Annotated in this window: 23 protein-coding genes and 1 other annotated feature; of the genes, 18 read left to right on the top strand and 5 right to left on the bottom strand. The window is 41.2% G+C overall.

Features of this window, described 5'->3' with window-relative positions; genetic code table 11:
• The first annotated feature begins 15 nt into the window (after nucleotides 1-15).
• The 7 genes from coaE (at nucleotide 16) to BET01_RS19360 (ending at nucleotide 5,294) form a co-directional block, all read left to right on the top strand.
• Nucleotides 16-609 (top strand): dephospho-CoA kinase, encoded by a 594-nt coding sequence (gene coaE, locus BET01_RS19390; RefSeq protein ID WP_120198531.1) that lies wholly within the window; start codon nucleotides 16-18, stop codon nucleotides 607-609.
• A complete protein-coding gene (locus BET01_RS19385) occupies nucleotides 606-1,403 on the top strand; it encodes an MBL fold metallo-hydrolase (RefSeq protein WP_120198530.1) in 798 nt (265 codons plus the stop codon). Before coaE ends, BET01_RS19385 begins: the two co-directional genes overlap by 4 nt.
• Nucleotides 1,404-1,420: 17 nt before the next feature.
• Nucleotides 1,421-1,693 (top strand): ACT domain-containing protein, encoded by a 273-nt coding sequence (locus BET01_RS19380; RefSeq protein WP_120198529.1) that lies wholly within the window; start codon nucleotides 1,421-1,423, stop codon nucleotides 1,691-1,693.
• Nucleotides 1,694-1,730: 37 nt separating this feature from the next.
• Nucleotides 1,731-3,095, top strand: coding sequence for a PFL family protein (locus tag BET01_RS19375; protein WP_120198528.1), 1,365 nt, complete (start codon nucleotides 1,731-1,733; stop codon nucleotides 3,093-3,095).
• Nucleotides 3,096-3,154: 59 nt separating this feature from the next.
• Complete coding sequence (locus BET01_RS19370) at nucleotides 3,155-4,327, top strand: class I SAM-dependent methyltransferase (protein ID WP_120198527.1); 1,173 nt, start codon at nucleotides 3,155-3,157, stop codon at nucleotides 4,325-4,327.
• 78 nt (nucleotides 4,328-4,405) lie between these two features.
• Nucleotides 4,406-4,750, top strand: a complete 345-nt coding sequence (locus tag BET01_RS19365; protein WP_120198526.1) for a phenylpyruvate tautomerase MIF-related protein — start codon at nucleotides 4,406-4,408, stop codon at nucleotides 4,748-4,750.
• A gap of 37 nt (nucleotides 4,751-4,787) precedes the next feature.
• The gene (locus BET01_RS19360) at nucleotides 4,788-5,294 is read left to right on the top strand and encodes an NUDIX hydrolase (RefSeq protein ID WP_120198525.1); all 507 of its coding nucleotides are present in this window, start codon (nucleotides 4,788-4,790) and stop codon (nucleotides 5,292-5,294) included.
• Here the strand turns inward: BET01_RS19360 and BET01_RS19355 are convergent.
• Nucleotides 5,289-6,551, bottom strand: coding sequence for a nucleotidyltransferase (locus BET01_RS19355; RefSeq protein WP_120198524.1), 1,263 nt, complete (start codon nucleotides 6,549-6,551; stop codon nucleotides 5,289-5,291). The genes BET01_RS19360 and BET01_RS19355 overlap by 6 nt on opposite strands.
• A 162-nt stretch (nucleotides 6,552-6,713) precedes the next feature.
• Between BET01_RS19355 and BET01_RS19350 the strand changes: the two genes are divergently transcribed.
• The 6 genes from BET01_RS19350 to BET01_RS19325 all read left to right on the top strand — a co-directional run bounded on the left by BET01_RS19350 (nucleotide 6,714) and on the right by BET01_RS19325 (nucleotide 12,612).
• The gene (locus BET01_RS19350; protein WP_120198523.1) at nucleotides 6,714-7,280 is read left to right on the top strand and encodes a PduL/EutD family phosphate acyltransferase; all 567 of its coding nucleotides are present in this window, start codon (nucleotides 6,714-6,716) and stop codon (nucleotides 7,278-7,280) included.
• 24 nt (nucleotides 7,281-7,304) lie between these two features.
• Complete coding sequence (locus tag BET01_RS19345) at nucleotides 7,305-8,498, top strand: acetate/propionate family kinase (protein ID WP_120198522.1); 1,194 nt, start codon at nucleotides 7,305-7,307, stop codon at nucleotides 8,496-8,498.
• A 111-nt stretch (nucleotides 8,499-8,609) separates the two neighbouring features.
• The gene (locus tag BET01_RS19340) at nucleotides 8,610-9,137 is read left to right on the top strand and encodes a YceD family protein (protein ID WP_120198521.1); all 528 of its coding nucleotides are present in this window, start codon (nucleotides 8,610-8,612) and stop codon (nucleotides 9,135-9,137) included.
• Between the two features lie 2 nt (nucleotides 9,138-9,139).
• Nucleotides 9,140-9,322, top strand: a complete 183-nt coding sequence (gene rpmF / locus BET01_RS19335) for a 50S ribosomal protein L32 (RefSeq protein WP_120198520.1) — start codon at nucleotides 9,140-9,142, stop codon at nucleotides 9,320-9,322.
• Between the two features lie 223 nt (nucleotides 9,323-9,545).
• Complete coding sequence (locus BET01_RS19330) at nucleotides 9,546-11,057, top strand: sialate O-acetylesterase (RefSeq protein WP_158585108.1); 1,512 nt, start codon at nucleotides 9,546-9,548, stop codon at nucleotides 11,055-11,057.
• Nucleotides 11,058-11,085: 28 nt separating this feature from the next.
• A complete protein-coding gene (locus BET01_RS19325; RefSeq protein WP_120198518.1) occupies nucleotides 11,086-12,612 on the top strand; it encodes a glycoside hydrolase family 43 protein in 1,527 nt (508 codons plus the stop codon).
• Here BET01_RS19325 and BET01_RS19320 read toward each other — a convergent pair.
• The gene (locus BET01_RS19320) at nucleotides 12,609-13,469 is read right to left on the bottom strand and encodes an AraC family transcriptional regulator (protein ID WP_120198517.1); all 861 of its coding nucleotides are present in this window, start codon (nucleotides 13,467-13,469) and stop codon (nucleotides 12,609-12,611) included. The genes BET01_RS19325 and BET01_RS19320 overlap by 4 nt on opposite strands.
• Nucleotides 13,470-13,785: 316 nt before the next feature.
• Between BET01_RS19320 and BET01_RS19315 the strand changes: the two genes are divergently transcribed.
• From BET01_RS19315 to BET01_RS19300, 5 genes are all read left to right on the top strand, one after another.
• Nucleotides 13,786-15,144 carry an ABC transporter substrate-binding protein gene (locus BET01_RS19315; protein WP_243117280.1) on the top strand — a complete coding sequence of 453 codons (1,359 nt, stop codon included), beginning with the start codon at nucleotides 13,786-13,788 and terminating at the stop codon, nucleotides 15,142-15,144.
• A 75-nt stretch (nucleotides 15,145-15,219) separates the two neighbouring features.
• The gene (locus BET01_RS19310) at nucleotides 15,220-16,107 is read left to right on the top strand and encodes a carbohydrate ABC transporter permease (RefSeq protein WP_120198515.1); all 888 of its coding nucleotides are present in this window, start codon (nucleotides 15,220-15,222) and stop codon (nucleotides 16,105-16,107) included.
• 13 nt (nucleotides 16,108-16,120) lie between these two features.
• Nucleotides 16,121-16,975, top strand: a complete 855-nt coding sequence (locus BET01_RS19305) for a carbohydrate ABC transporter permease (RefSeq protein ID WP_120198514.1) — start codon at nucleotides 16,121-16,123, stop codon at nucleotides 16,973-16,975.
• 68 nt (nucleotides 16,976-17,043) lie between these two features.
• Nucleotides 17,044-17,108, top strand: a sequence feature (sodium ion sensor (DUF1646 type); this cis-regulatory element may regulate processes involved in with the transportation of sodium ions).
• Between the two features lie 67 nt (nucleotides 17,109-17,175).
• Entirely contained in the window at nucleotides 17,176-17,331 is a 156-nt protein-coding gene (locus BET01_RS21665) for an OadG family protein (RefSeq protein WP_158585107.1), read from the top strand.
• A gap of 23 nt (nucleotides 17,332-17,354) precedes the next feature.
• A complete protein-coding gene (locus tag BET01_RS19300) occupies nucleotides 17,355-18,491 on the top strand; it encodes a sodium ion-translocating decarboxylase subunit beta (RefSeq protein WP_120198513.1) in 1,137 nt (378 codons plus the stop codon).
• 59 nt (nucleotides 18,492-18,550) lie between these two features.
• On the opposite strand, the gene sufU is transcribed toward BET01_RS19300, so the two are convergent.
• The 3 genes from sufU to BET01_RS19285 are packed head-to-tail and all read right to left on the bottom strand — an operon-like array spanning nucleotide 18,551 to nucleotide 21,291.
• The gene (gene sufU, locus BET01_RS19295) at nucleotides 18,551-19,012 is read right to left on the bottom strand and encodes a Fe-S cluster assembly sulfur transfer protein SufU (protein ID WP_120198512.1); all 462 of its coding nucleotides are present in this window, start codon (nucleotides 19,010-19,012) and stop codon (nucleotides 18,551-18,553) included.
• Entirely contained in the window at nucleotides 19,002-20,222 is a 1,221-nt protein-coding gene (locus tag BET01_RS19290; protein WP_120198511.1) for a cysteine desulfurase, read from the bottom strand. The genes sufU and BET01_RS19290 overlap by 11 nt, the downstream gene beginning before the upstream one ends.
• The gene (locus tag BET01_RS19285; protein ID WP_120198510.1) at nucleotides 20,203-21,291 is read right to left on the bottom strand and encodes a SufB/SufD family protein; all 1,089 of its coding nucleotides are present in this window, start codon (nucleotides 21,289-21,291) and stop codon (nucleotides 20,203-20,205) included. The genes BET01_RS19290 and BET01_RS19285 overlap by 20 nt, the downstream gene beginning before the upstream one ends.
• Nucleotides 21,292-21,303 lie beyond the last annotated feature (12 nt).

Genomic DNA, 21,303 nt, shown 5'->3' with positions numbered 1-21,303 from the left:
AACTGGTGAAAGAACATGAGAGTAATCGGATTAACAGGTGGGGTAGGCGCAGGAAAGAGCCTGGTTCTTTCTATATTAAATAATGAATACAACGCACAAGTGATAAAGGCCGATGAGGTTGCCAGGGAATTAATGGAGCAAGGAAGAGAAGGGTATGAGTTGATCACCAAGGCTTTAGGAGAGAATATCTTAAAGCCAGATGGCTCAATTGACCGGCAAATTCTTTCTAAATGCATTTTCCAGGACGACCGAATCAGGAAAGCGGTTGATGGAATTATACATCCTCTTGTATGGAAATTCATAAAGGGTAAAATTTCTTCTTCCCAAGAGAAGCTTATTGTGGTAGAATTTGCAATTATGGGTGAAAAAGCGGATATTGGTTATGATGAAATGTGGTATGTTTATGCATCAGAACAAGTAAGAATTCGCCGACTTTTTGAAAACAGGGGTTATGAAAAGGAGCACTCGGAGCGCATCATGGCGAGTCAGGCTGCCGAATCAGAATATCTGGCCCGTTGCGACCGGGTCATCAGAAATGATGGTTCTATTGAAGAGATCAGGAACCAGCTGGCGCAAATATTGAATAACAGGGGACAGAGAGAATCATGAGACTGGTAAGCATTGCAAGTGGAAGCAGTGGAAACTGCATTTACGTAGGCTCTGACACCACCCATATCCTGGTGGATGCAGGTATTAGCAACAAACGGATTGAGCAGGGATTAAATGAAGTCGGTGTCAAAGGAAGCGAGCTGACAGGAATTGTAATTACTCATGAGCATTCCGATCATACAAAGGGACTTGGAGTTCTCGCCAGAAAGTATGGTGTCCCTATTTACGCAACAAAAGAAACTTTAGAGGAAATATCAAAGCAAAAGAGTCTGGGAGAATATCCCCAAGAACTTTTTCGTGCCATACACCCTGATGTAGATTTTCAGTTAGGGGATTTGGATGTAAAGCCGTTTTCGATTGACCATGATGCGGCAAATCCAGTGGCTTATCGCGTGCAGCACGGACATAAGTCGGTGGCAGTGGCTACGGATATGGGTCACTTTGACCAGTATATTATTGAAAATCTTCAGGGACTGGATGCTCTTCTTTTGGAGTCCAACCACGATGTAAACATGCTCCAGGCAGGACCATATCCATATTATTTAAAACGTAGGATTATGGGAGATCATGGACATTTGTCCAATGAAAATGCAGGCAGGCTATTAAGCTGTCTTCTCCATGCTAATTTGAAGAAGATTCTGCTTGGCCATTTGAGCAAAGAAAATAACTATGAGGAGCTGGCTTACGAGACGGTAAAGCTGGAAATCACAGAAGGCGATAACCCATTTCAGGCATCTGATTTTTCCATCGCTGTTGCAAAAAGGGATCAGATATCGGAAATAATCACTATATAAGCAAAGAGGAGAGCATTATGAATAAGACGATTATTACTGTAGTTGGAAAAGACACCGTTGGGATCATTGCAAAAATCTGTACATATTTGGCGGACAATCAGGTAAATATCTTGGATATTTCTCAAACTATCGTACAGGGATTCTTCAATATGATGATGATTGTTGATATGGATAATTCCTTAAAGTCCTTTGGAGCGATTGCTGATGAACTCGAACAGCTTGGTGATGAGATTGGTGTAAAGGTTAAATGCCAGAGAGAAGAAATATTTACAAAAATGCACCGAATCTAATGAACAGCTAGGCATAAGAAAAGGATGGGTCCCCGATATGTTAAATATGTTTGAAGTGAACGAAACCAATAAGATGATTGAGCAGGAGCTGCTTGATGTGCGCACGATTACCATGGGTATCAGCCTTCTAGACTGCTGTGATAGCGACTTAGATGCAGTAAATGAAAAGATATATCGTAAGATAACAACAGTTGCGAAGGATCTTGTTTCCGTTGGAAAGGAAATTGAGAAAGATTTTGCGATCCCTATTGTAAACAAGCGAATCTCTGTAACTCCTATCGCATTGGTAGGTGGCTCCGCATGCAAAAAACCGGAAGATTTCGTGACCATTGCTAAGACTCTAGACCGTGCAGCAAAGGAAGTGGGGGTTAACTTTATCGGTGGATACTCTGCGCTGGTAAGCAAAGGAATGACCACTGCTGATGAGCTTTTAATCCGTTCTATACCAAAAGCGCTTGCATGTACGGATCGGGTATGTAGCTCTGTAAATGTAGGCTCCACTAAGGCGGGTATCAACATGGATGCCGTAGCTCTTATGGGTAAGATTGTACTTGAAACCGCAGAAGAGACAAAGGAAATCGATTCTCTTGGCTGTGCCAAACTAGTTGTATTTTGCAATGCGCCGGATGATAATCCATTTATGGCCGGAGCGTTCCACGGTGTTACGGAAGCGGATGTCATTATCAACGTAGGTGTAAGTGGTCCAGGTGTTGTTAAAACTGCCATTGAATCTGCAAGAGGACAGAATTTTGAGGTTCTTTGTGAGACAATTAAAAAGACTGCATTTAAGATTACACGTGTGGGACAGCTTGTTGCCCAGGAAGCTTCTAAGCGCTTGAATGTACCTTTTGGTATCATTGATCTTTCTCTTGCTCCGACTCCTGCTATTGGGGACAGCGTTGCAGAGATACTGGAAGAAATCGGTCTGGAGCGTGTTGGTGCTCCTGGAACAACCGCAGCTCTTGCATTATTAAATGATCAGGTGAAAAAAGGCGGCGTTATGGCATCTTCTTATGTCGGCGGATTAAGCGGTGCATTTATACCAGTCAGTGAAGATCAGGGAATGATTGATGCAGTAGCCATGGGTGCTCTTAACTTAGAAAAGTTGGAAGCAATGTCTTGTGTATGCTCTGTAGGACTTGATATGATCGCAATTCCTGGAGATACTCCGGCTTCTACGATTTCCGGGATCATAGCAGATGAGTCCGCGATTGGCATGATCAACCAGAAAACTACTGCTGTACGTATTATTCCGGTAATTGGAAAGTCCGTAGGAGAAACCGTGGAATTTGGTGGTCTTCTTGGATATGCACCAGTTATGACTGTAAATAAATACTCCTGTGAGAAATTTATAAGCAGAGGGGGAAGAATCCCTGCTCCTATCCATAGTTTTAAAAACTAAGCTTTTAAGCGTTAGCCATAAAAAGTTTTGTAATAAGGAGAAAGGAAAGGCTTGATTAGATGGAACAAAAAGAAAGAGAACATTTAATTCATACTGCCCAGAAATATCTTGACGAAGCCTTGCTCCGTATCGTAGTCAGTAATCCGGTAGGCAAAGAGGGGATCTCTAAAGTAAAGATACGTCCCCTCCGCCTAAAGGGCGATGTGGTATTTCAGGCGGAAGAGCTGATTGGAAATCAGGCATTTCACAAGAATCTCTCAGTCATGGAGTGCTCAGACTATCTGGCGGATCTGCTAGAGGACAAGCTACGGCAAATGGAGCTTGACTCTAATAAGGGCCAGTTGAGAGTTTTGGTCAGTAAAAAAGGCACATTGAGCATAAAGGAGAAGCGGCAGCAGCCTAAGATGGAAGCTGCTTCTTTTGTACCTGAACATAATAGACAGAAAAGCTATATCTTAGAAGAAGGAATCCGTGTCCCATTTCTTGTGGATCTGGGAGTTATGACAGAAGAAGGTAAGATTGTCAGATCCAGATACGATAAGTTTCGCCAGATTAATCGGTTTTTGGAATTTATAGAGGATATCCTGCCGAAGCTGCATTCAGACAAAGAAAATGTAATCATTGACTTTGGCTGTGGAAAATCCTATTTAACCTTTGCCATGTATTATTATCTTCATGAGTTAAAAGGTTATCCTATTCGTATCATCGGATTGGATCTAAAGCAAACTGTCATCGATAAATGTAACCAGTTAAAAGAAGAATATGGATACCATAAGCTGAATTTTTATCATGGAGACATCGCTTCTTATGAAGGGGTAGATCATGTAGATATGGTAGTAACTCTTCACGCTTGTGATACGGCTACCGATTATGCACTTTTTAAAGCAGTGAACTGGGGTGCTTCTGTCATATTATCAGTTCCATGCTGTCAGCATGAGTTGAACCGTCAGATGAAAAATGATTTGATGGCCCCCATCTTTCAGTACGGAATTGTAAAAGAGCGGATGGCTGCACTTTATACCGATGCTTTGCGGGCTGAAATATTAGAAAACCAGGGATACCGTACTCAGATACTAGAGTTCGTTGATATGGAACATACTCCAAAAAACATTTTGATCCGTGGGGTAAAACAGGGTGAGAAAAAGGATAATCAAAACGAGATGAAGAAAATCATGGAGTCTCTTAATTGTAATCTGACCTTGCCAAGGCTTTTCGCAGAAAAAGAAGTGTAATGCTTGGAAAGATAGAAAATTTCATCCGTGTATGATATAATTTGATATAGGAAACTATTTAAATGAAGGAGGTATATCATGCCTTTTATTAATTCAAAAGTGAATGTTCCGTTATCCGATGAGGCAAAAGAGGTTTTAAAGACAAAACTTGGCCAAGCAATCAGCCTGATACCTGGAAAGTCTGAAAATTGGCTGATGGTAAATCTTGAGGATGACTGTTCCCTTTACTTTAAAGGAAAGAACAATACTAGGATGGCTTTTGTTGAGGTGAAGATATTTGGGCACGCAACCGATCGTGATTATGATCGCTTGACCGAAGAAATTAGCAAGATTTACCGAGATGTTGTTGGAATCTCTCAAGATAAGATATATATTAAATATGAAGAAGTAGAACACTGGGGCTGGAATGGAACGAACTTTTAACCATATGGATTGATGCTTATGGCAGGAGGAATGGCTGATGGAGCTTTGGGACGTTTATGATGAAGGCAGAAGAAAAACTGGTAAGACTCACGTTAGAGGAGTCCCCATGGAAGAGGGAGAGTATCACCTTATTTCTGATATTTGGGTTGTAGATGGATTAGGAAATGTTTTAATTACCAGAAGACATCCAAAGAAAGCCTATGGCTTGATGTGGGAATGCAGTGGAGGATCCGTACTGGAAGGAGAAACAAGCCTTCAAGGTGCGGTACGAGAATTAGCCGAAGAGACTGGTATTCATGTCAGGGAGGAAGATCTTAATCTGATTCATACCATCCAGTGTAAAGACCGGTTTGTGGATACATACATTACCCGCCAGGAGGTTTCCGTGGAGGATTTGACCCTACAGCCAGAAGAAGTGGTAGATGCTAAGTTTGTTACGTTTCATGAGCTTCTTGCCATGTGGGATCAGGGGATTGTTGTTCCAAAAACACGCTTTCTTCTATATAAAGACTCCATTTGTGCATTTATAACTCCGCCATCATAAGATGATGACGGAGCGGGTGAATTCATTCTTATTATTAATATGATATTTATTCTGAAGGACAGTTTGATAGATATGGGAACAGTAAAAATCCCTCCGGAGCATAGAGCCAGCCAATTCGGATAGATTTGATTCTGCACCAGCTGTCTTGGCGATGAGAGGGATGCTCCCTCTCGTTTTTATTTGTCCCATCAGATCTTTAGAGGCTTTTTTAAACCCTAAAACTCTTGCATAAGGGGCATATCCAGCTTCTTTCCCTAATGATATCTGCTCAGAGGTGATCCCTAAGATAATGTGGAGCAGGGCTCTGCTAATTCGTGTATAGGTATATTGTCTGGTCTTTAAACTGCTTATTTTTTCCTCAAATGGGAGAAAATCTGGCAGTTGTTTTTTTATCCTTGCAGCTAACTCCACAGAGACATCGGCATAAGGTTCAAAGGGGAGATTTTCCATGGACAATCGAAGGAGAGCAGCATTTAACAGCGAGCTGAAATCATCGGGAAACAAGGGAAAACTATTTTCTGCAATCTGTCTAGCAGAATCTGGAATTTGTAAAAACATTGAATCGCTATTGGTTTGATTATCTTCCTTTTCCTTTAGTAATTTACGGATTCCAGTGGCGGAGCCAAATTGATCCGGATTTACAATGGGATCATGATAGCCACTTCCTGCTCGTTGAATCGTCAGAGGAGAAAGGCTGCTATTTTGCCTGTGTATGGCTTTGCAATATTCAATGCCCAATATATTGTTGGGAGACAATAGTATGGAGGTTTCCTCGTCTTCTAGACTCCCACAGGAAATCAAAGCCTGAGTTCTCGCCTGAGGAAAGCTTGCGCCCTTTTTTAATTCCGTGCGGAGTGCTTCTTTATACTCCTCCGTTTCTTCCGCTAATACAGAGGCAATGGCAGAAAGTTTTTTGACATCTCCACATTCGCTTCCAAAGCAGACTGATTGAACGACTCCAAGACGGTCAAGTAAAGCAATGCTGCAGGCAGCAAAATCTTCCGCACTGCTGGTTGCAAAGAGGGACGGAATCTCAATTACAAGATCAGCACCGCAGGAAAGTGCCATGGCAGTTCTGGTGTATTTGTCGAATACTGCGGGGGCACCTCTTTGAACAAAATCTCCGCTCATTACGACGATACAGTAGTCTGCCTGTGATAATTCTTTGGCTTTTTTGATATGATATGCATGTCCGCTGTGAAAGGGATTATACTCTGCAATGATACCAACGACGTTGAAACTGGTATGATTTTCCATGTAAATAGTCCTTTTTTCTATATTTTATACCTTATTATGCTATTGTTTTGCAAAAAATGCAAATTATTTCAACTCTCTACTTGAAAATTTTCAGGAATGCTCATAGAATAGAGTGAGAGTTAATTTAAAACTTTGAGGAAGAGAACAGGAGAATATCGAAACATGAAGTTTATTGTCGAAACATCAGCTCGTCATGTACATTTATCTCAAGAGCATCTTGAGATTTTATTTGGTAAGGGATATGAACTCACTAAAAAGAAAGAATTATCCCAGCCAGGGCAGTTTGCCTGTGAAGAAAGAGTAACAATCGTTGGCTCTAAGAGTGAGTTCAAAGGAGTTTCTATCTTAGGACCAGTAAGAAAAGCAACTCAGGTAGAACTTTCCCTGACAGATGCTCGTTCCATTGGAATTGCAGCTCCAGTAAAAGAATCCGGTGATATTGCTGGAAGCGGTGCTTGCAAGATCGTTGGACCAGTAGGTGAGATTGATATTGCAGAAGGTGTTATCGCTGCAAAACGTCATATCCACGCAACACCTGCAGATGCAGAACAGCTCGGCGTAAAGAACGGCGAGATCGTATCTGTAAAAATTGACACTGATGGCAGAAGCCTTGTTTTTGGAGATGTGGTTGTTCGTGTAAGCGAAACCTACGCCCTAGCAATGCATATTGACACCGATGAATCTAACGCAGCAGGCTGCGGTAGAGAACAGCACGGCGAAATCGTTTAAAAATCGAAGGAGAATTATATTTTTATGAAAATTTTAGTAATCAACTGTGGAAGTTCTTCCCTGAAGTATCAGCTAATCGATATGACGAATGAGGGAGTATTAGCAAAAGGTTTATGTGAAAGAATTGGTATCCCTGGTTCTAAGTTAGTTCATAAGGCAGAAGGAAAAGGCGAGAAGACAATTGAAGAAGATATGTCAAACCATACCATCGCTATTGAACACGTTATGAATGTATTGGTTGATCCTGAATTTGGTGTAATTAAAGATACAAGTGAGATTTCCGCAGTAGGTCACAGAGTTCTCCATGCAGGAACAATCTACAGTGATTCTATTATAGTAACAGAAGACGTAAAGAAAGTAGTACGTGACTGCTTCGATTTAGGCCCTCTTCATAACCCTGCAAACTTAATGGGTATTGAAGCTTGTGAAGCTGCTATGCCAGGTGTTCCTAACGTAGCTGTATTTGATACAGCATTCGGTATGGGTATGCCAGAGAAAGCTGCTTTATATGCAATTCCAACAGAGTATTTTGAGAAATACAGCATTCGTCGTTATGGCTTCCATGGTACAAGCCATAGCTATGTATCCAAAGAAACTTTAAAGTTCTGTGGCCTTGACGAGAAGAATGGTAAAGTTATCGTTTGTCATTTAGGAAACGGTGCCAGCATCTCTGCTTCCATCGGTGGCAAGTGCGTTGATACAAGCATGGGTTTAACTCCATTAGAAGGACTCATTATGGGTACCAGAAGTGGTGATATCGATCCTGCTGTTGTACAGTTCATCTGTGACAAAGAAGGAAAGACAGTTACTGAAGTTATTGATATCTTAAACAAGAAATCCGGTATCCTTGGTATGTCCGGCGGTATCTCTAGCGATTTCCGTGATGTTCAGAAGGCTCAGGCTGAAGGAAATCATCTTGCAGACACTGCTATCAAAGCATATATTTACCGTGTAGCGAAATACATTGGTTCTTACACAGCAGCTATGAACGGCGTTGACGCAATCGTATTTACAGCAGGCGTAGGCGAGAACGATAAACCAATCAGATCTGAAATTTGCTCTTATCTTGGATATCTTGGCGTTGCTATTGATGAAGAAGCTAATAGCAAGAGAGGATTTGACAACATGATTTCCAAACCAGAATCTAAGGTTAAGGTATGTGTAATTCCTACCAACGAAGAGCTTGCAATTGCAAGAGAAACAAAGGCTCTCGTATAAACCAGGATTGAGTGGTGCATCCTAGTGATGTAGCATCATATATGGAAATATTTTGTTGACAAATAGTGCGCGCCTATGTATAATTACATAGGTGCGTATTAGGAGACTAATATGCTTATTAATTTAACAGAGTTGTTTACCCTTGATGGGAAAGAGAAAACTTATACGCCAGATATCGAGATGAAAGTCTATCATTGGCCAAGCGGTCATGGTGAAGTAGTAGCTGAGAAACCAGTTATACTGCGAATCATAAACTTGGGCGGCAAAAAACTGGAAGTCGAAGGGAAAGCAGAGCTTACCCTTATCATTCCATGTGATCGCTGCTTAGATCCTGTGCCTATTGATTTGGCTTTTGATATTATCCGTACGATTGACTTAAGTGAATCAGAGGAGGAGCGTGTAGATGTTCTTGATGAACAACCATATGTTAGTGGTTATAATCTGGATGTAGACCAGTTGGTTTGTGATGAACTCATACTGAACCTGCCTATGAAAGTTCTCTGCAGTGAAAACTGCAAGGGGATTTGTAATAGATGTGGAACAAATCTCAATCATGAGAATTGTGACTGCGATGTTAGGCCTACAGACCCTAGAATGGCAGTCATCCAGGATATTTTTAAACAGTTTAAGGAGGTGTAACCATGTCTATCTGTCCAAAGAACAAATCTTCTAAAGCTAGAAGAGACAAACGTAGAGCAAACTGGAAGATGAGCGCTCCAAACTTAGTGAAGTGTAGTAAGTGCAATGAGCTTATGATGCCTCACAGAGTATGCAAGGCTTGTGGCTCTTATAACAAGAAAGAAATCATCAGCGTTGAAGCTTAATTCAAGTTTTGTTTAATCAGTTTTCGTAATATGCGGAACCTGAACAAAAATGATGAAAAGAAAGCTGTTACCCATTATTGGGTAGCGGCTTTTTTAATTGCCTAAAATGGTGTAAAACTGTGCGCTTATTTATAAAAATTGAGCAAGTATTATGTTTTGATAAAAATATATCTATGTTACAATGAAGGAAATTAGTTTGATATCTTTACCAAGGGGGATATATATGGCACGGATAGAATTACCTGAAATCTTTCAAGATGGAATGATGCTTCAAAGGGATAAAACGATTAAAGTATGGGGCTCTGTAAGTGGGGCAGAACGATTACGTATCTGTCTATGTCAAGAGGAAGTAAAAGCAGAGGTAAATGGGGATAAATTTTATTGTGAGATTCCAAAGCAGAGTGCAAGTAGGGGAGAGACACTTACCATTTACGTGGACGAAAAAGAAGCTCCTGAAATCACCATTTTAAATATAAGCATTGGAGATATTTATATCGCCGCGGGTCAGTCCAATATGGAATATTTTTTAAGATATGATGCTCATTGGAATGATGTGAAAAAGTGGGAAAGAAACGATGATATACATATGTTTAATTGCAAAAGAATCGCTTATGAAGGTCAGGACAGGGATTTTACTGATTCAGGAATCTGGTTTTTAGAACATGATTACCAATGGGAAACATTTTCTGCGCCAGGATATTCTTTTGCTAGATCCTTACAGCCAGAGATCGGAGTTCCAGTGGGCATCATTGGGTGTAATTGGGGCGGGACACCAGCATGTGCATGGATGGATTGGTCCTGCTTTGAGGAAGAACCATTAAATGTATTCAAAGAGGAATATCAGCAGGCAATGGCTTCCATTCCAGAAGAAGAGATAAAGAAAAAGAGCATAGTGGCATGGGCATTTGAAGATTCTTACGAACATCAGATTGACTGGAGAGCCATGATGTATGGTATGAATGAGTTGGATCAGAAAGAATGGATGGAAAGAAATGCCGGTGATCCTGCAGTTCCACTAGGACCTTACCATCATTACCGTCCATCAGGTCTTTATGAGACCATGCTTAAGAAGCTGGCGCCATTTACGGTAAAGGGGGTCCTGTGGTATCAAGGGGAATCCGATGCAGGGCATGCGGATATCTATGATATCACGTTTGAAAGCATGATTGAGTGCTGGAGAAAGCTTTGGCAAGATGATCTTCCCTTCCTTTTTGTTCAACTTGCACCATTTGGTGTATGGTTAGGGATTGATGGTAATGACTATCCAGCGGTGAGAGCACGACAAGAAATGGTATCTAAAAATGTGCCAGGTGCATACATGGTTTCTATTATGGATCTGGGAATGTACGAGGATATTCACCCCAAGGAGAAAATTGAAGTTGGGGAAAGACTGGCACTTTTGGCGCGTGGAAAGATCTATGGGGAGGATTTGCTTTGCGAATCTCCAGAATTTATAAAAGTAGACAGATTAGAGAACAAACTGATTCTCCATTTCTCAAATACTGGCGAAAATCTTGTGTTAAAAGGGCGTGAAATCAAAAGCCTGATTGTGAGACAGAGAGAATGCATTAGAGAAATAAAGGAATGTGAAATTGATACAAAAGTTGCCCTTACCTTTGAATCATTATCTGAGGAGCCCCTAGAAATCTTATTTGCACAAGAGGGTTATTGTGAAGTAAATCTATTTAATGAAGCAGGCCTTCCCGTGAAACCGTTTTTAACAACGTGCATGTAAGCTCAGATTTGAGAGAAAGGTAATTGATATGATAACAATTACAAATCCCATCCAAAAGGGGTTTTACCCGGATCCGTCCATTTGTAGGGTGAAAGAAGAGTATTATATGGTTCATTCCACCTTTGCATATGCACCGGGAATTCCGATTTTCAAAAGCAATAATCTAAGAGATTGGCAACAGATCGGTCATGTACTTGAGCGGGAGGAACAGCTCTGCTTAAAGGGTGTAAGGGTATCTCAGGGATTGTACGCACCAACCATTCGTTATTATAATGAGAAGTTTTACGTTATCTGTACCAATGTGTCTGGCGGAGGGAACTTTTATGTGATTGCAGACGATGCAAAAGGACCGTGGTCTGATCCAATTTATTTAAAGGATGCGCCAGGTATTGACCCCAGTCTATTTTTTGATAACGGAACTTGCTATTACGTGGGGCAGAGAGCGAAAGAAAATGCGGCTTATTATGGTGACTGCGAGATATGGATTCAGGAGCTTGACTTGAAAGAAGGAAAACTGGTTGGAGAGCCTGTCAGTATTTTTGATGGAAGCATGAAACATACGATCTGGGCGGAAGGCCCCCATCTCTATCACAAAGACAATTATTACTATCTATTGCTAGCTGAGGGTGGGACGGCTTATGATCACAGCGTTGTTGTGGCTAGAAGCTTGTCTGTATCTGGTCCTTATGAATCCTGTCCACATAACCCGGTTTTAACCCACCGTCATCTGGGGCACTCTTATCCCATACAATGCATTGGACATGGTGATCTGGTGGAAAGTCCATGTGGGGACTGGTTTATGGTCATGTTGGGAACAAGGCCAAAGAACGGTTGTGCAGAGCTTGGCAGAGAGACTTTTTTAGCTGAAGTTAAATGGGAAGAAGACTGGCCTGTGGTAAATCCTTTGGTGGGGAAAATTATGGAACAGCAAAAGATGTTATTCTTACCAGGATCGGATAAGACAAAACCAGTGGGCAAAGGAGATATTCTATGGACGTATCCTCTTGACATGAGGTGTCTTGGATTAAGAGAGAATCCGACCACACTACCTCAGAGAATTGAGCGGGGGCGGTTGTTCCTTCCTTTTAAGACAGTCACCATAGAAGATCATTCCGTACCTTCATTTATCTGTACAAGGCTTTTGTCTCGAAGTTTTGAAGCCTGGGTGGAGTTAGAGGTTGATCTTATGGATGGGGAAGAGGCAGGGCTAGTTTATTTTTACGATGAAAGCCATTATGTAAAAGCTGTAGTAAAGAATACCGCTGGTGTCAATGAGGCGGTTATTATAAAGCGGAGTGGCGAAGAGGTGAGTGAGTGGGGGAGAACTGCCGTGACAGGCAAGATTCATACTATTTACTTAAAAGGGGAAGACCAACAGCTCTGTGTGGAAGCAGACCAGCGGGTGATAGCAGACTCCATTGAGCTAAAAGAACTTTGTTCGGAGCTGGCAGGTGGCTTTACCGGATGCACCATAGGTGTATATGCAGCCTCTGCTCATAAAGAGTCATCCCGATCTGCAGCGTTTGGTACCCTTTATCTTGACTTTATGGATTAGCTGTCTTTGTACATGCGGCGAAATTCGGTTGGGGTACAGGATTTCACTATTTTAAACATACGAATAAAAGCGGATGGACTTGAGAAACCGGAACGAAGAGCAACCTCAGTAATGGTAATATGAGGATTGATCAGTAGTGTTTCGGCAGTGGCTATTCGCTTTTTGTTTACATACTTATAAAAAGATATATTAGCAAATTGCTTAAAGAGCCGTGCAAAGTGATATTTGCTAAATCCCACCAGGGATGCCACCTCTTCCAGTGACAAATCTTCGGTACAATGGCTGCTGATATAACTGCAGATGAAGATGAATTTTTCCGTGTATTTTTTCTGTTTGATATTTTCGGAATCCAATAAACTTACTTGCTCTGTGTGATTGCGTCCGATAAGGGTAAACATATCTAACAGGGAAGAATAGATCTTTGTCTCTGTTAAGGGGATGTCTTTTTTGTATTCTTCTGTAATTTCCAACATATAGTGGTGAAGTTTTTCGTGGATGGTGGGAAATGCCTGTGGCGTGATAATCAAGGTGGGGCTTAGGAGGGTGAGAATGGATTCTAATTCCTTTATTTCGTTAAACATGGGAAGTTCTGCCTGAAATATAATTCTTCGTCCAGCCTTAGGTGCCTTTAAAGAATGAATCACTCCTGGGCAGATTAAAATAATCTCTCCTGGATTTAATTCAAAGGTATGGGTATCACAGACCACGGAATAATTGTTCTTTATGGGCATGATGATCTCCAGGGGAGTATGCCAGTGGGCAGGGTAATTCTCAGCCTCTGAATTGTCATAGAGGCGAATGTTAGTGTACTCTTTGTAATTAACTGTTTCGTGTATTCCTCTCAGGTTCTCTATCATTTTACAACTCCTTATAAAAACAGCAATAAATAATTGCTTGTAGTAATAAAAATATTATAAGGTGCATATGTCAAAATTACAATAATAAAAGGCAAATTGTAACAGCAAATAATCGATATATTGTGAAAAAGCATAAAAAACCTCTTTCAATATCCTTGGTGATATCTAAAACATAAAAAAATAATATATATGAAAAGTAAATGATAGCAATAATTGATAATGTAGAGGCAATAATTTTAAAGAAATAACAAGTGATTTCTGTTAAAGTAAAATTATCAAATAAACATGAAATATGTGAGTCATGGAGGAGAAAGGTATGATGAAAAGATTCATTTCAGGCTTCTTAGCAGCAGGACTGGTAATTGGGTCACTTTCTGGTTGTGGGGTTTCAACAAATACCGGAGCTACCCAGGGGGCAGGTGGTACTACAGAAAGTAGTGCTGCAACTGTAAAAGCAACTGGTACGGAAGAGCAGATTACATGGATGTTCTGGGACAACCTGGATGCGACTGAGGATCTCATTACTAAAGGGTACAAGCAGGTCATTGATCGCTTCAATGAACAGTATAAGGGGAAATACTACTGTAATGTTGTTACAAGCAATCTGGAGGATTACTATACCAAGCTGAATGCTTTGGTTGCAGCAGGGAATACACCTGATGTATTTATCTGTGATCCAGGACCAAACCTTACCCAGTATGTGGATGTAGGAGTAGCAGCAGATTTAACAGATATTCTGAAAAACAAAGAATCTGAATGGTATAAAACATTTAACGATGGTATTTTTGAGCGTATTACATATGACGGAAAAATTATGGCGGTTCCTACAAACTTTGCCGCAGCCTGTGTATTTTACAATACAGAGATCTTTAAAAAGGCAGGAGTAGAGGTACCAAAGGATTACAACGATTTAATCGAAGCTTGTAAGAAGATTAAAGAAGCAGGCTACACACCAATTTCCTGTTCTGCAGGTACTTCCTGGTGTTTATCCATGATCGCTGGATATCTTTGTGATAGAGAAGGCGGTCCAGATAATCTGATTGCTGTCAATGAAGGTAAGCTTGACTGGACGAATAAAAGCTTTATTGATGCAGGAACGAAGTTAAAAGAACTGTCCCAGTATTTCCAGGACTCTGCTGCTGGAGATTCCAATGATCAGGCAACTGCTAACTTCTACAATGGAGAAGCAGCAATGCTGGTACAGGGATCTTGGGCTATTGCTCAGATCAACGGCAACAATCCTGAGTTTGAAAGCAAATGTGGTATCTTCCAGTTTCCAGGTATTGAAGGCGGAGCAAATCCTAACCGTATGATTGTTAAGACGGATAACCTGGTTATGAGTTCATCTACAAAGCATCAGGAAGCTTCCCTTGCTTTGTTGAAGATGTTTACAGATGATACTGCACAGAGATACACGGCTGAAGTAGCAGGTAAGATTCCTGTAACTGCTGTAAAGATCGATTTTGATAAAGCACCAAAGCAGTTTGCTTATATCAGTGATATGATGAAGACTGTTACTGGAACCTTAGGCTTTTACAATGAATCTTTAGCTAGCGTTGAAGCAGGAGATTTCTTTGATAATGCAATGGTAGATATCTATCTTGGTAATGCGACTCCAGAAGAAGCATTCCAAAAGGTTCAGGATTTTTATACAAAAAATGTCTGGAAGAAATAAATCATAGGATATTAGAAGGTATACGGTGCAGAAATACATTCGTATACCTTCGCTTTGAAAGGAAAGGGATATTACATGAACAAGTTATTGGAAGATAAAAAAGCAGCAGTTATATTTCTTGCACCGGCATTCCTTTTGTTTACACTGATTTTATTTGTTCCAATCATTCAGGTTATCTATTATTCTTTTTGTAATTATACGGGGCTTACGAAACCAGATTTCGTGGGACTAAAGAATTATATATATATGTTTACCAGTGATGAAACAATGAAAACTGCTTTGAAAAACTCGATATTCTTTATGGTTTTTTCTGGTATCACGCAACAGGTAATAGGGTTATTTCTTGCTGTCATATTAACAAATCTTAAATGGGGAAGAAACCTTTTTAAAAATATCTATTATCTTCCTTGCGTACTGTCTTCCGCAGCGCTTGGACTCTTGTGGGCGTTTTTATTAAATCCTAAGATAGGATTAAACCAACTCTTAGGTATGATTGGGGTTCAGGGACCAAACTGGCTTTTTGCTACCAAAGGACTGATTCCACTTCCTATGTGGGTCATTGGGTTTGTAGCACTCTGGCAATATGTAGGGCAGACAATGATGCTTTATATGGCGCAGATCAGTGGAATATCAAGAGATATTTACGAAGCTTCCTATATTGACGGAGCATCGAAATCCCGAGCTTTTATACATATTACGCTTCCTCTTATTCGGCCTATGCTAGTTACCACCCTTTCTTTAAATTGCATTGGTTCCTTGAAGTTTTTTGACTTGATCTACAACATGACACAAGGTGGACCAAACCACACAACAGAGGTTTTGGCATCTCATTTGTATACCCAAGGATTTAAATTTTTTAAATACGGATATGCCAGTTCGATTTCCATTGTCTTACTGATCTTATGTATGGTCATGACAGTTGTAATCAGCAAGTGCATAAAAGTTGAAACTTATGAGGCTTAAGGGAGGTGGCAGAATGAAAACAAATGAATTGGTAAAGAAGAAAAAACAGATTACCATAGTTGATGTTATTATATATTTAGGTCTTGTCATTCTTGCACTGATTTATCTTCTTCCCTTGCTATGGATGCTCAGTGTTTCCTTTAAAACCAACCGGGAAGTACTGACGAATCCATTTTCCATTCCTCAGGTATTGCAATTAGGAAATTATATATTTTCTTGGGTAAATGGTAAGCTGGGACTTGCGACCTTAAATTCCATGATTGTCTGTACCGCAGCATTGTTCATCAGCCTGTTAATTGGTTCTATGGCAGCATTTGCCATTGCAAGAATGAGATTAAAGATCATGCGTTATCTTATGCAGTATTTTTTGATTGGTATGATGGTACCGGTTCACTGTGTATTGATTCCTCTTTTTGTCCGTTTTTCAAGTTGGAATCTGACCAATCAATTAATCGGTCTTATTATACCATATATAACGTTTTCTCTTCCCATTACGGTATTTCTTATGGTCGGCTTCTTTAAAAGTATGCCAAATGAGCTGCTGGAAGCGGCATGCATTGACGGTTGCTCAATCTATGGCTGTTTTATAAGAATTTGTCTTCCGTTGGCAAGAGTTGGTATGTTTGTTGCAGGGCTTATGACTTTTATTGGTAACTGGAACGAACTGTTGCTTGCAATGGTATTTATTTCAGATAATCTAAAAAAGACATTGCCGGTTACTTTGACCTTTTTCGTAGGACCATATGCAACAAACTATGTTCAGATGTTTGCTGCAATCATCATAGCAATTGCTCCTACGGTTGTGGTATACAGTATATTCAGCAATCAGATTGTTGATGGACTTACGACTGGTGCAGTTAAGGGCTGACCGGCTTTGGCATGTTGACAAATTTAAAATCCTACGGTATGATAGGATGAATTAAATATGACTGATCCGGTTGGACAGATGTTTATGTATTTGATGTCTGTTTTCAAGAATTGTTGCTTTTAGGGTGGAGGCTTCGTTGGAAGTTCCTGCCCTTTTTTTGTGTCCGAAACTAAAATCTGCATAAAAAGGAGATTAAATGTATGGATTTATTAGAAAGTGTAAGTGTGTCATTGTTTTTACTGGCAGTAGTGTTTTTTGTATTGCTTTGCCTGTATTTGTCTATCCGATTGTTTTCATTTTTGCTGAAAAAGATTCAGCAGGGGAAATTGTCGTCGGATGCTAATATGAAAATCTGAATCATTGAAAGAGGAGAATAATTATGTTTTTAAATGCGTTAAGAGAATTATGGGGATCTTCAGGATTTGCTGCGCTTACCTGGCAGCAAGTTATGATGATTCTAATGGCCTGCTTCCTGATTTACCTTGCGATTGTCAAGAAGTTTGAACCTCTTTTACTGATGCCCATTGCCTTTGGAATGCTGTTGGTTAATTTGCCCCTAACGGGCCTGATGTCTGAGCCTGGTTATGTTACAGGACCAGGAGGTCTTCTTTATTATCTGTATCAGGGCGTGAAGTTAGGGATTTATCCTTCCCTCATTTTCTTAGGAATTGGGGCTATGACTGACTTTGGACCACTAATCGCCCGTCCGAGCAGCCTGTTTTTAGGAGCTGGTGCCCAGTTCGGAATCTGTGTTGCTTTTGTTCTTGCAAGCGCTTTGGGCTTTCAGCCTTCAGATGCAGCATCAATAGCAATCATAGGAGGAGCTGACGGACCCACTGCTATTTTCATTGCATCAAGGCTTGCCCCGGAATTACTTCCTGCCATTGCCATAGCAGCTTACTCCTATATGGCTCTGATTCCTTTAATCCAGCCTCCCATTATGCGGCTTTTGACCACGAAAAAGGAGAGGGAGACAGGGATGGAACAGCTTCGTTCAGTCTCAAAGCTTGAAAAAGTATGCTTTCCGGTGATTGTTACCATCTTATGTGTGCTTTTGCTTCCTTCGGTGGCGCCTCTTATTGGTATGCTCATGCTTGGGAACCTGTTTCGGGAATCTGGGGTTGTGGAGCGCTTATCCGAAACAGCTCAAAATTCCCTGATTAATATTGTTACAATCTTTTTAGGTGTTACGGTAGGGGCCACAGCCAATGCAGAGACCTTTTTACGTCCTCAGACGATTATGATTGTCGGTCTAGGTTTGTTCGCGTTTATATTTAGTACGATAGGGGGATTGTTGCTTGGAAAGGTGATGTATTGGGCAACGAAAGGTAAGATCAATCCTTTAATAGGTTCTGCTGGAGTTTCCGCTGTTCCTATGGCTACGAGAGTATCTCACATAGAAGGGCAGAAGGCAAATCCAGCTAACTTTCTGCTGATGCATGCCATTGGTCCTAATGTAGCTGGTGTTATAGGATCTGCGGTGGCAGCAGGTGTTTTGTTATCTTTATTTGGATAGGCTGAGGGTAAATAAAAATGCTCTGATCTGGTCGTTTGAGCCAAATCAGAGCATAACTTTTATAATTCTCCGTCAGAGCAGCCTTTTGATTCTGTTTTTCCGTCTAGGGCTTCTTCCAGAGTATGCCATGCAAGCACAGCGCATTTAACTCTACCTGGCATATGGGAGATTCCCTTTAACGAAACAATATCGTCTAGGACCTCCAACTGGTCGTCATCGGTAATATCGCCCTTTATCATGCCGTAAAAGAGATTCAGAAAATTTTTTGCTTCCTCAACAGTCTTTCCTGTAATCAAATCGATCATCATGGATGTGGAAGCCTGTGAGATAGCACAGCCGGTACCTGTAAAGCCGGCGTCTTTTATAATTCCGTCAGAGACTTTAAGCTCCAAGGTGATATCATCGCCGCAGCTAGGATTGACACCTTCTAAGACTGCGGTTGCATGCTCCACTTTATGGCGATTGTGAACAGCTCTGCTGTTCTCCACAATAATTTGATTATACAAAGCTTTAAGATCCATAGCCCATCAACCCCCTTACATTTTTCAAACTATTTATAAAGATATCAACATCTTCTTTCGTATTGTAAATTCCAAAGCTGACACGCACACATGAATTAATTTTTAAATATTCCATAAGAGGCTGTGCACAGTGGTGTCCTGCACGGACAGTAATCCCATCTGAATCCAGAAGAGAAGCGGTATCATGGGGGTGGACCTCCTCTACATTAAAGGAAATGACGCCATGGCGTTTATCAGGAGAGGGGTCTCCATATATGGTTATATGGGGAATATCAGTTAATCCTTTCAGGGCTTGTGTCATGAGCTCTTTTTCATGATTTTTAATGTTCTCCCAGCCAAGTGAATTTAAGTAGTTTATGGCAGCAGCCAGACCAACCTCTCCCCCCACGTTTCTAGTGCCAGCTTCAAACCTGCGGGGTACTTCTGCGTAGGTGGAGCTCTGTTCATGAACACTTCCTATCATATCGCCCCCTGTTAAAAATGGGGGCATCTTATCTAAAAGATCTTTTTTTCCATATAGCACTCCGATTCCCATAGGAGCATAAAGTTTATGACCAGAGAAAACGGCAAAATCCACATCAAGAGCTTTTACATCCACGATCATATGAGGAATGCTCTGTGCACAGTCCAAAACCACAACAGCACCTGCATTGCGTGCACGTCGTACAATAGAGTCTATGGGTATTTCTATGCCAAGAATATTGGATACCTGGGCGACCGCAATCAGTCTGGTCTTAGAGGTGATTTTTTTATCCAGTTCCTCTTCGGTTAGATGTCCCATGTTGTCTGGATAGAGATAAACTAGTTTTGCTCCTGTTATCTTAGAGACTCTTTGCCATGGAACCAGATTGCTGTGATGCTCCGCCACGGAGAGGACGATTTCATCCCCTTTCTTTAAGAATTCAATCCCGTAGCTATAAGCGATCAAATTCAGGCTTTCCGTGGCATTCTGGGTAAAAACGATTTCATCAGAAGAAGCATTTAAAAAATCACCAACGATTTTTCTGGAATCCTCATGAGCTTTTGTGGCACGGGCGCCTAGTTCGTAGACGCCCCTGTGAGGATTGGCATTGTCCATTCGATAATATGTCTCCACTGCATTTAACACGGCCAAAGGCTTTGATGTGGTGGCGGCATTATCAAGATAAATCAAGGGCTTTCCGTTTTCCAAAACAGAAAGGATAGGAAAATCATCCCGGATTATTTTCATGGTGGTCAAGCCTCCTTTCGATGTCTTCAAGAATTTCCCTGCGCAAGTCTTCATCCGGAAGCAAATCAAGTACCGGCATGAAACGGGCCTCGATCATAAGTCGCTTTGCCTGAATGGGAGTAAGCCCTCTGGAACAGAGATAGTAAAGCTGTTTTTCATCAAATCTGCCAAGAGTGGCAGCGTGTTGGCCTTCGACCTGTTCTTCTCCACAGAGTATAAGTGGGGCAGTGCGGTTGCGTGCAGTTGGGTCTAGTAAAAGTACATTTTCATTTACATGGCCTACCGAGCGAACGGCACCGCTGCGAAAATCAATAGTCCCTCTAAGAATCTTACTGCTTTTATCAGCCAGTACTCCAGAGGTGTACATATCACTTGTAGACTCTGTGCCTAAATGTACCGCAGTATCATTAAAGTCCAGATACTGAGCTTCGTGACCAAAATATGCGGCGCTTAAGGTGTATTCACTCTTTGGTCCTACCAGCTCTATCAGGGATCCGCAGGCAGCTACTCTGCCGCCAAGAACGGCACGAACCACTTCTACCTTGGCTCCTCCTTCCACTCGTGCTCCTACGGCCTCCCAGCTTCGACTCTGAGCGCCTAAAAGTTGGATTTGAATCAGACGGACAAAAGAGCCTGGTTTGGCGAGAATCTGAGTTAAACTCATGGCAGCGCCATCGATAGCATCCCCTTTTAGTATCTGTACGATGGTAAGGTGACTGTCTCTCTCTGCAACAATACCAAAGTGAGTCCGGCTGGCAGGAGAGGAGGGATCTATTTGCTCTATTATAACAAGTGGTTCTTTTACATCGGTATTTACATGGATAAAACAGGTTTTATCGGCATTATCCAGGATATAGTCATCGTAATTGGAGCCCATTCCGGTGGAGATCTTTGCTACCTCAGAGGGAAGCTCCTCTATCCTTTGTATGCCTTGGGGAATGAAATTAGCATAAGGTGTTTTTTTCCCTTTTGGTAAGGATTTTTTAGGCAGTTCGGCTCTTGTCTCTGCCCAATTGACGCCCATACGGTTCCAGGTGGGAACCGGCAGTATGTTTATTTTTTCGTTCATGATCCAGTTCCT

The sequence above is a fragment of the Lacrimispora algidixylanolytica genome, assembly GCF_003609635.1.
Classification (GTDB): domain Bacteria; phylum Bacillota; class Clostridia; order Lachnospirales; family Lachnospiraceae; genus Lacrimispora; species Lacrimispora algidixylanolytica.
Note: the sequence above shows the minus strand (reverse complement) of the source record. Positions and strands in the feature narration are given on the sequence as shown.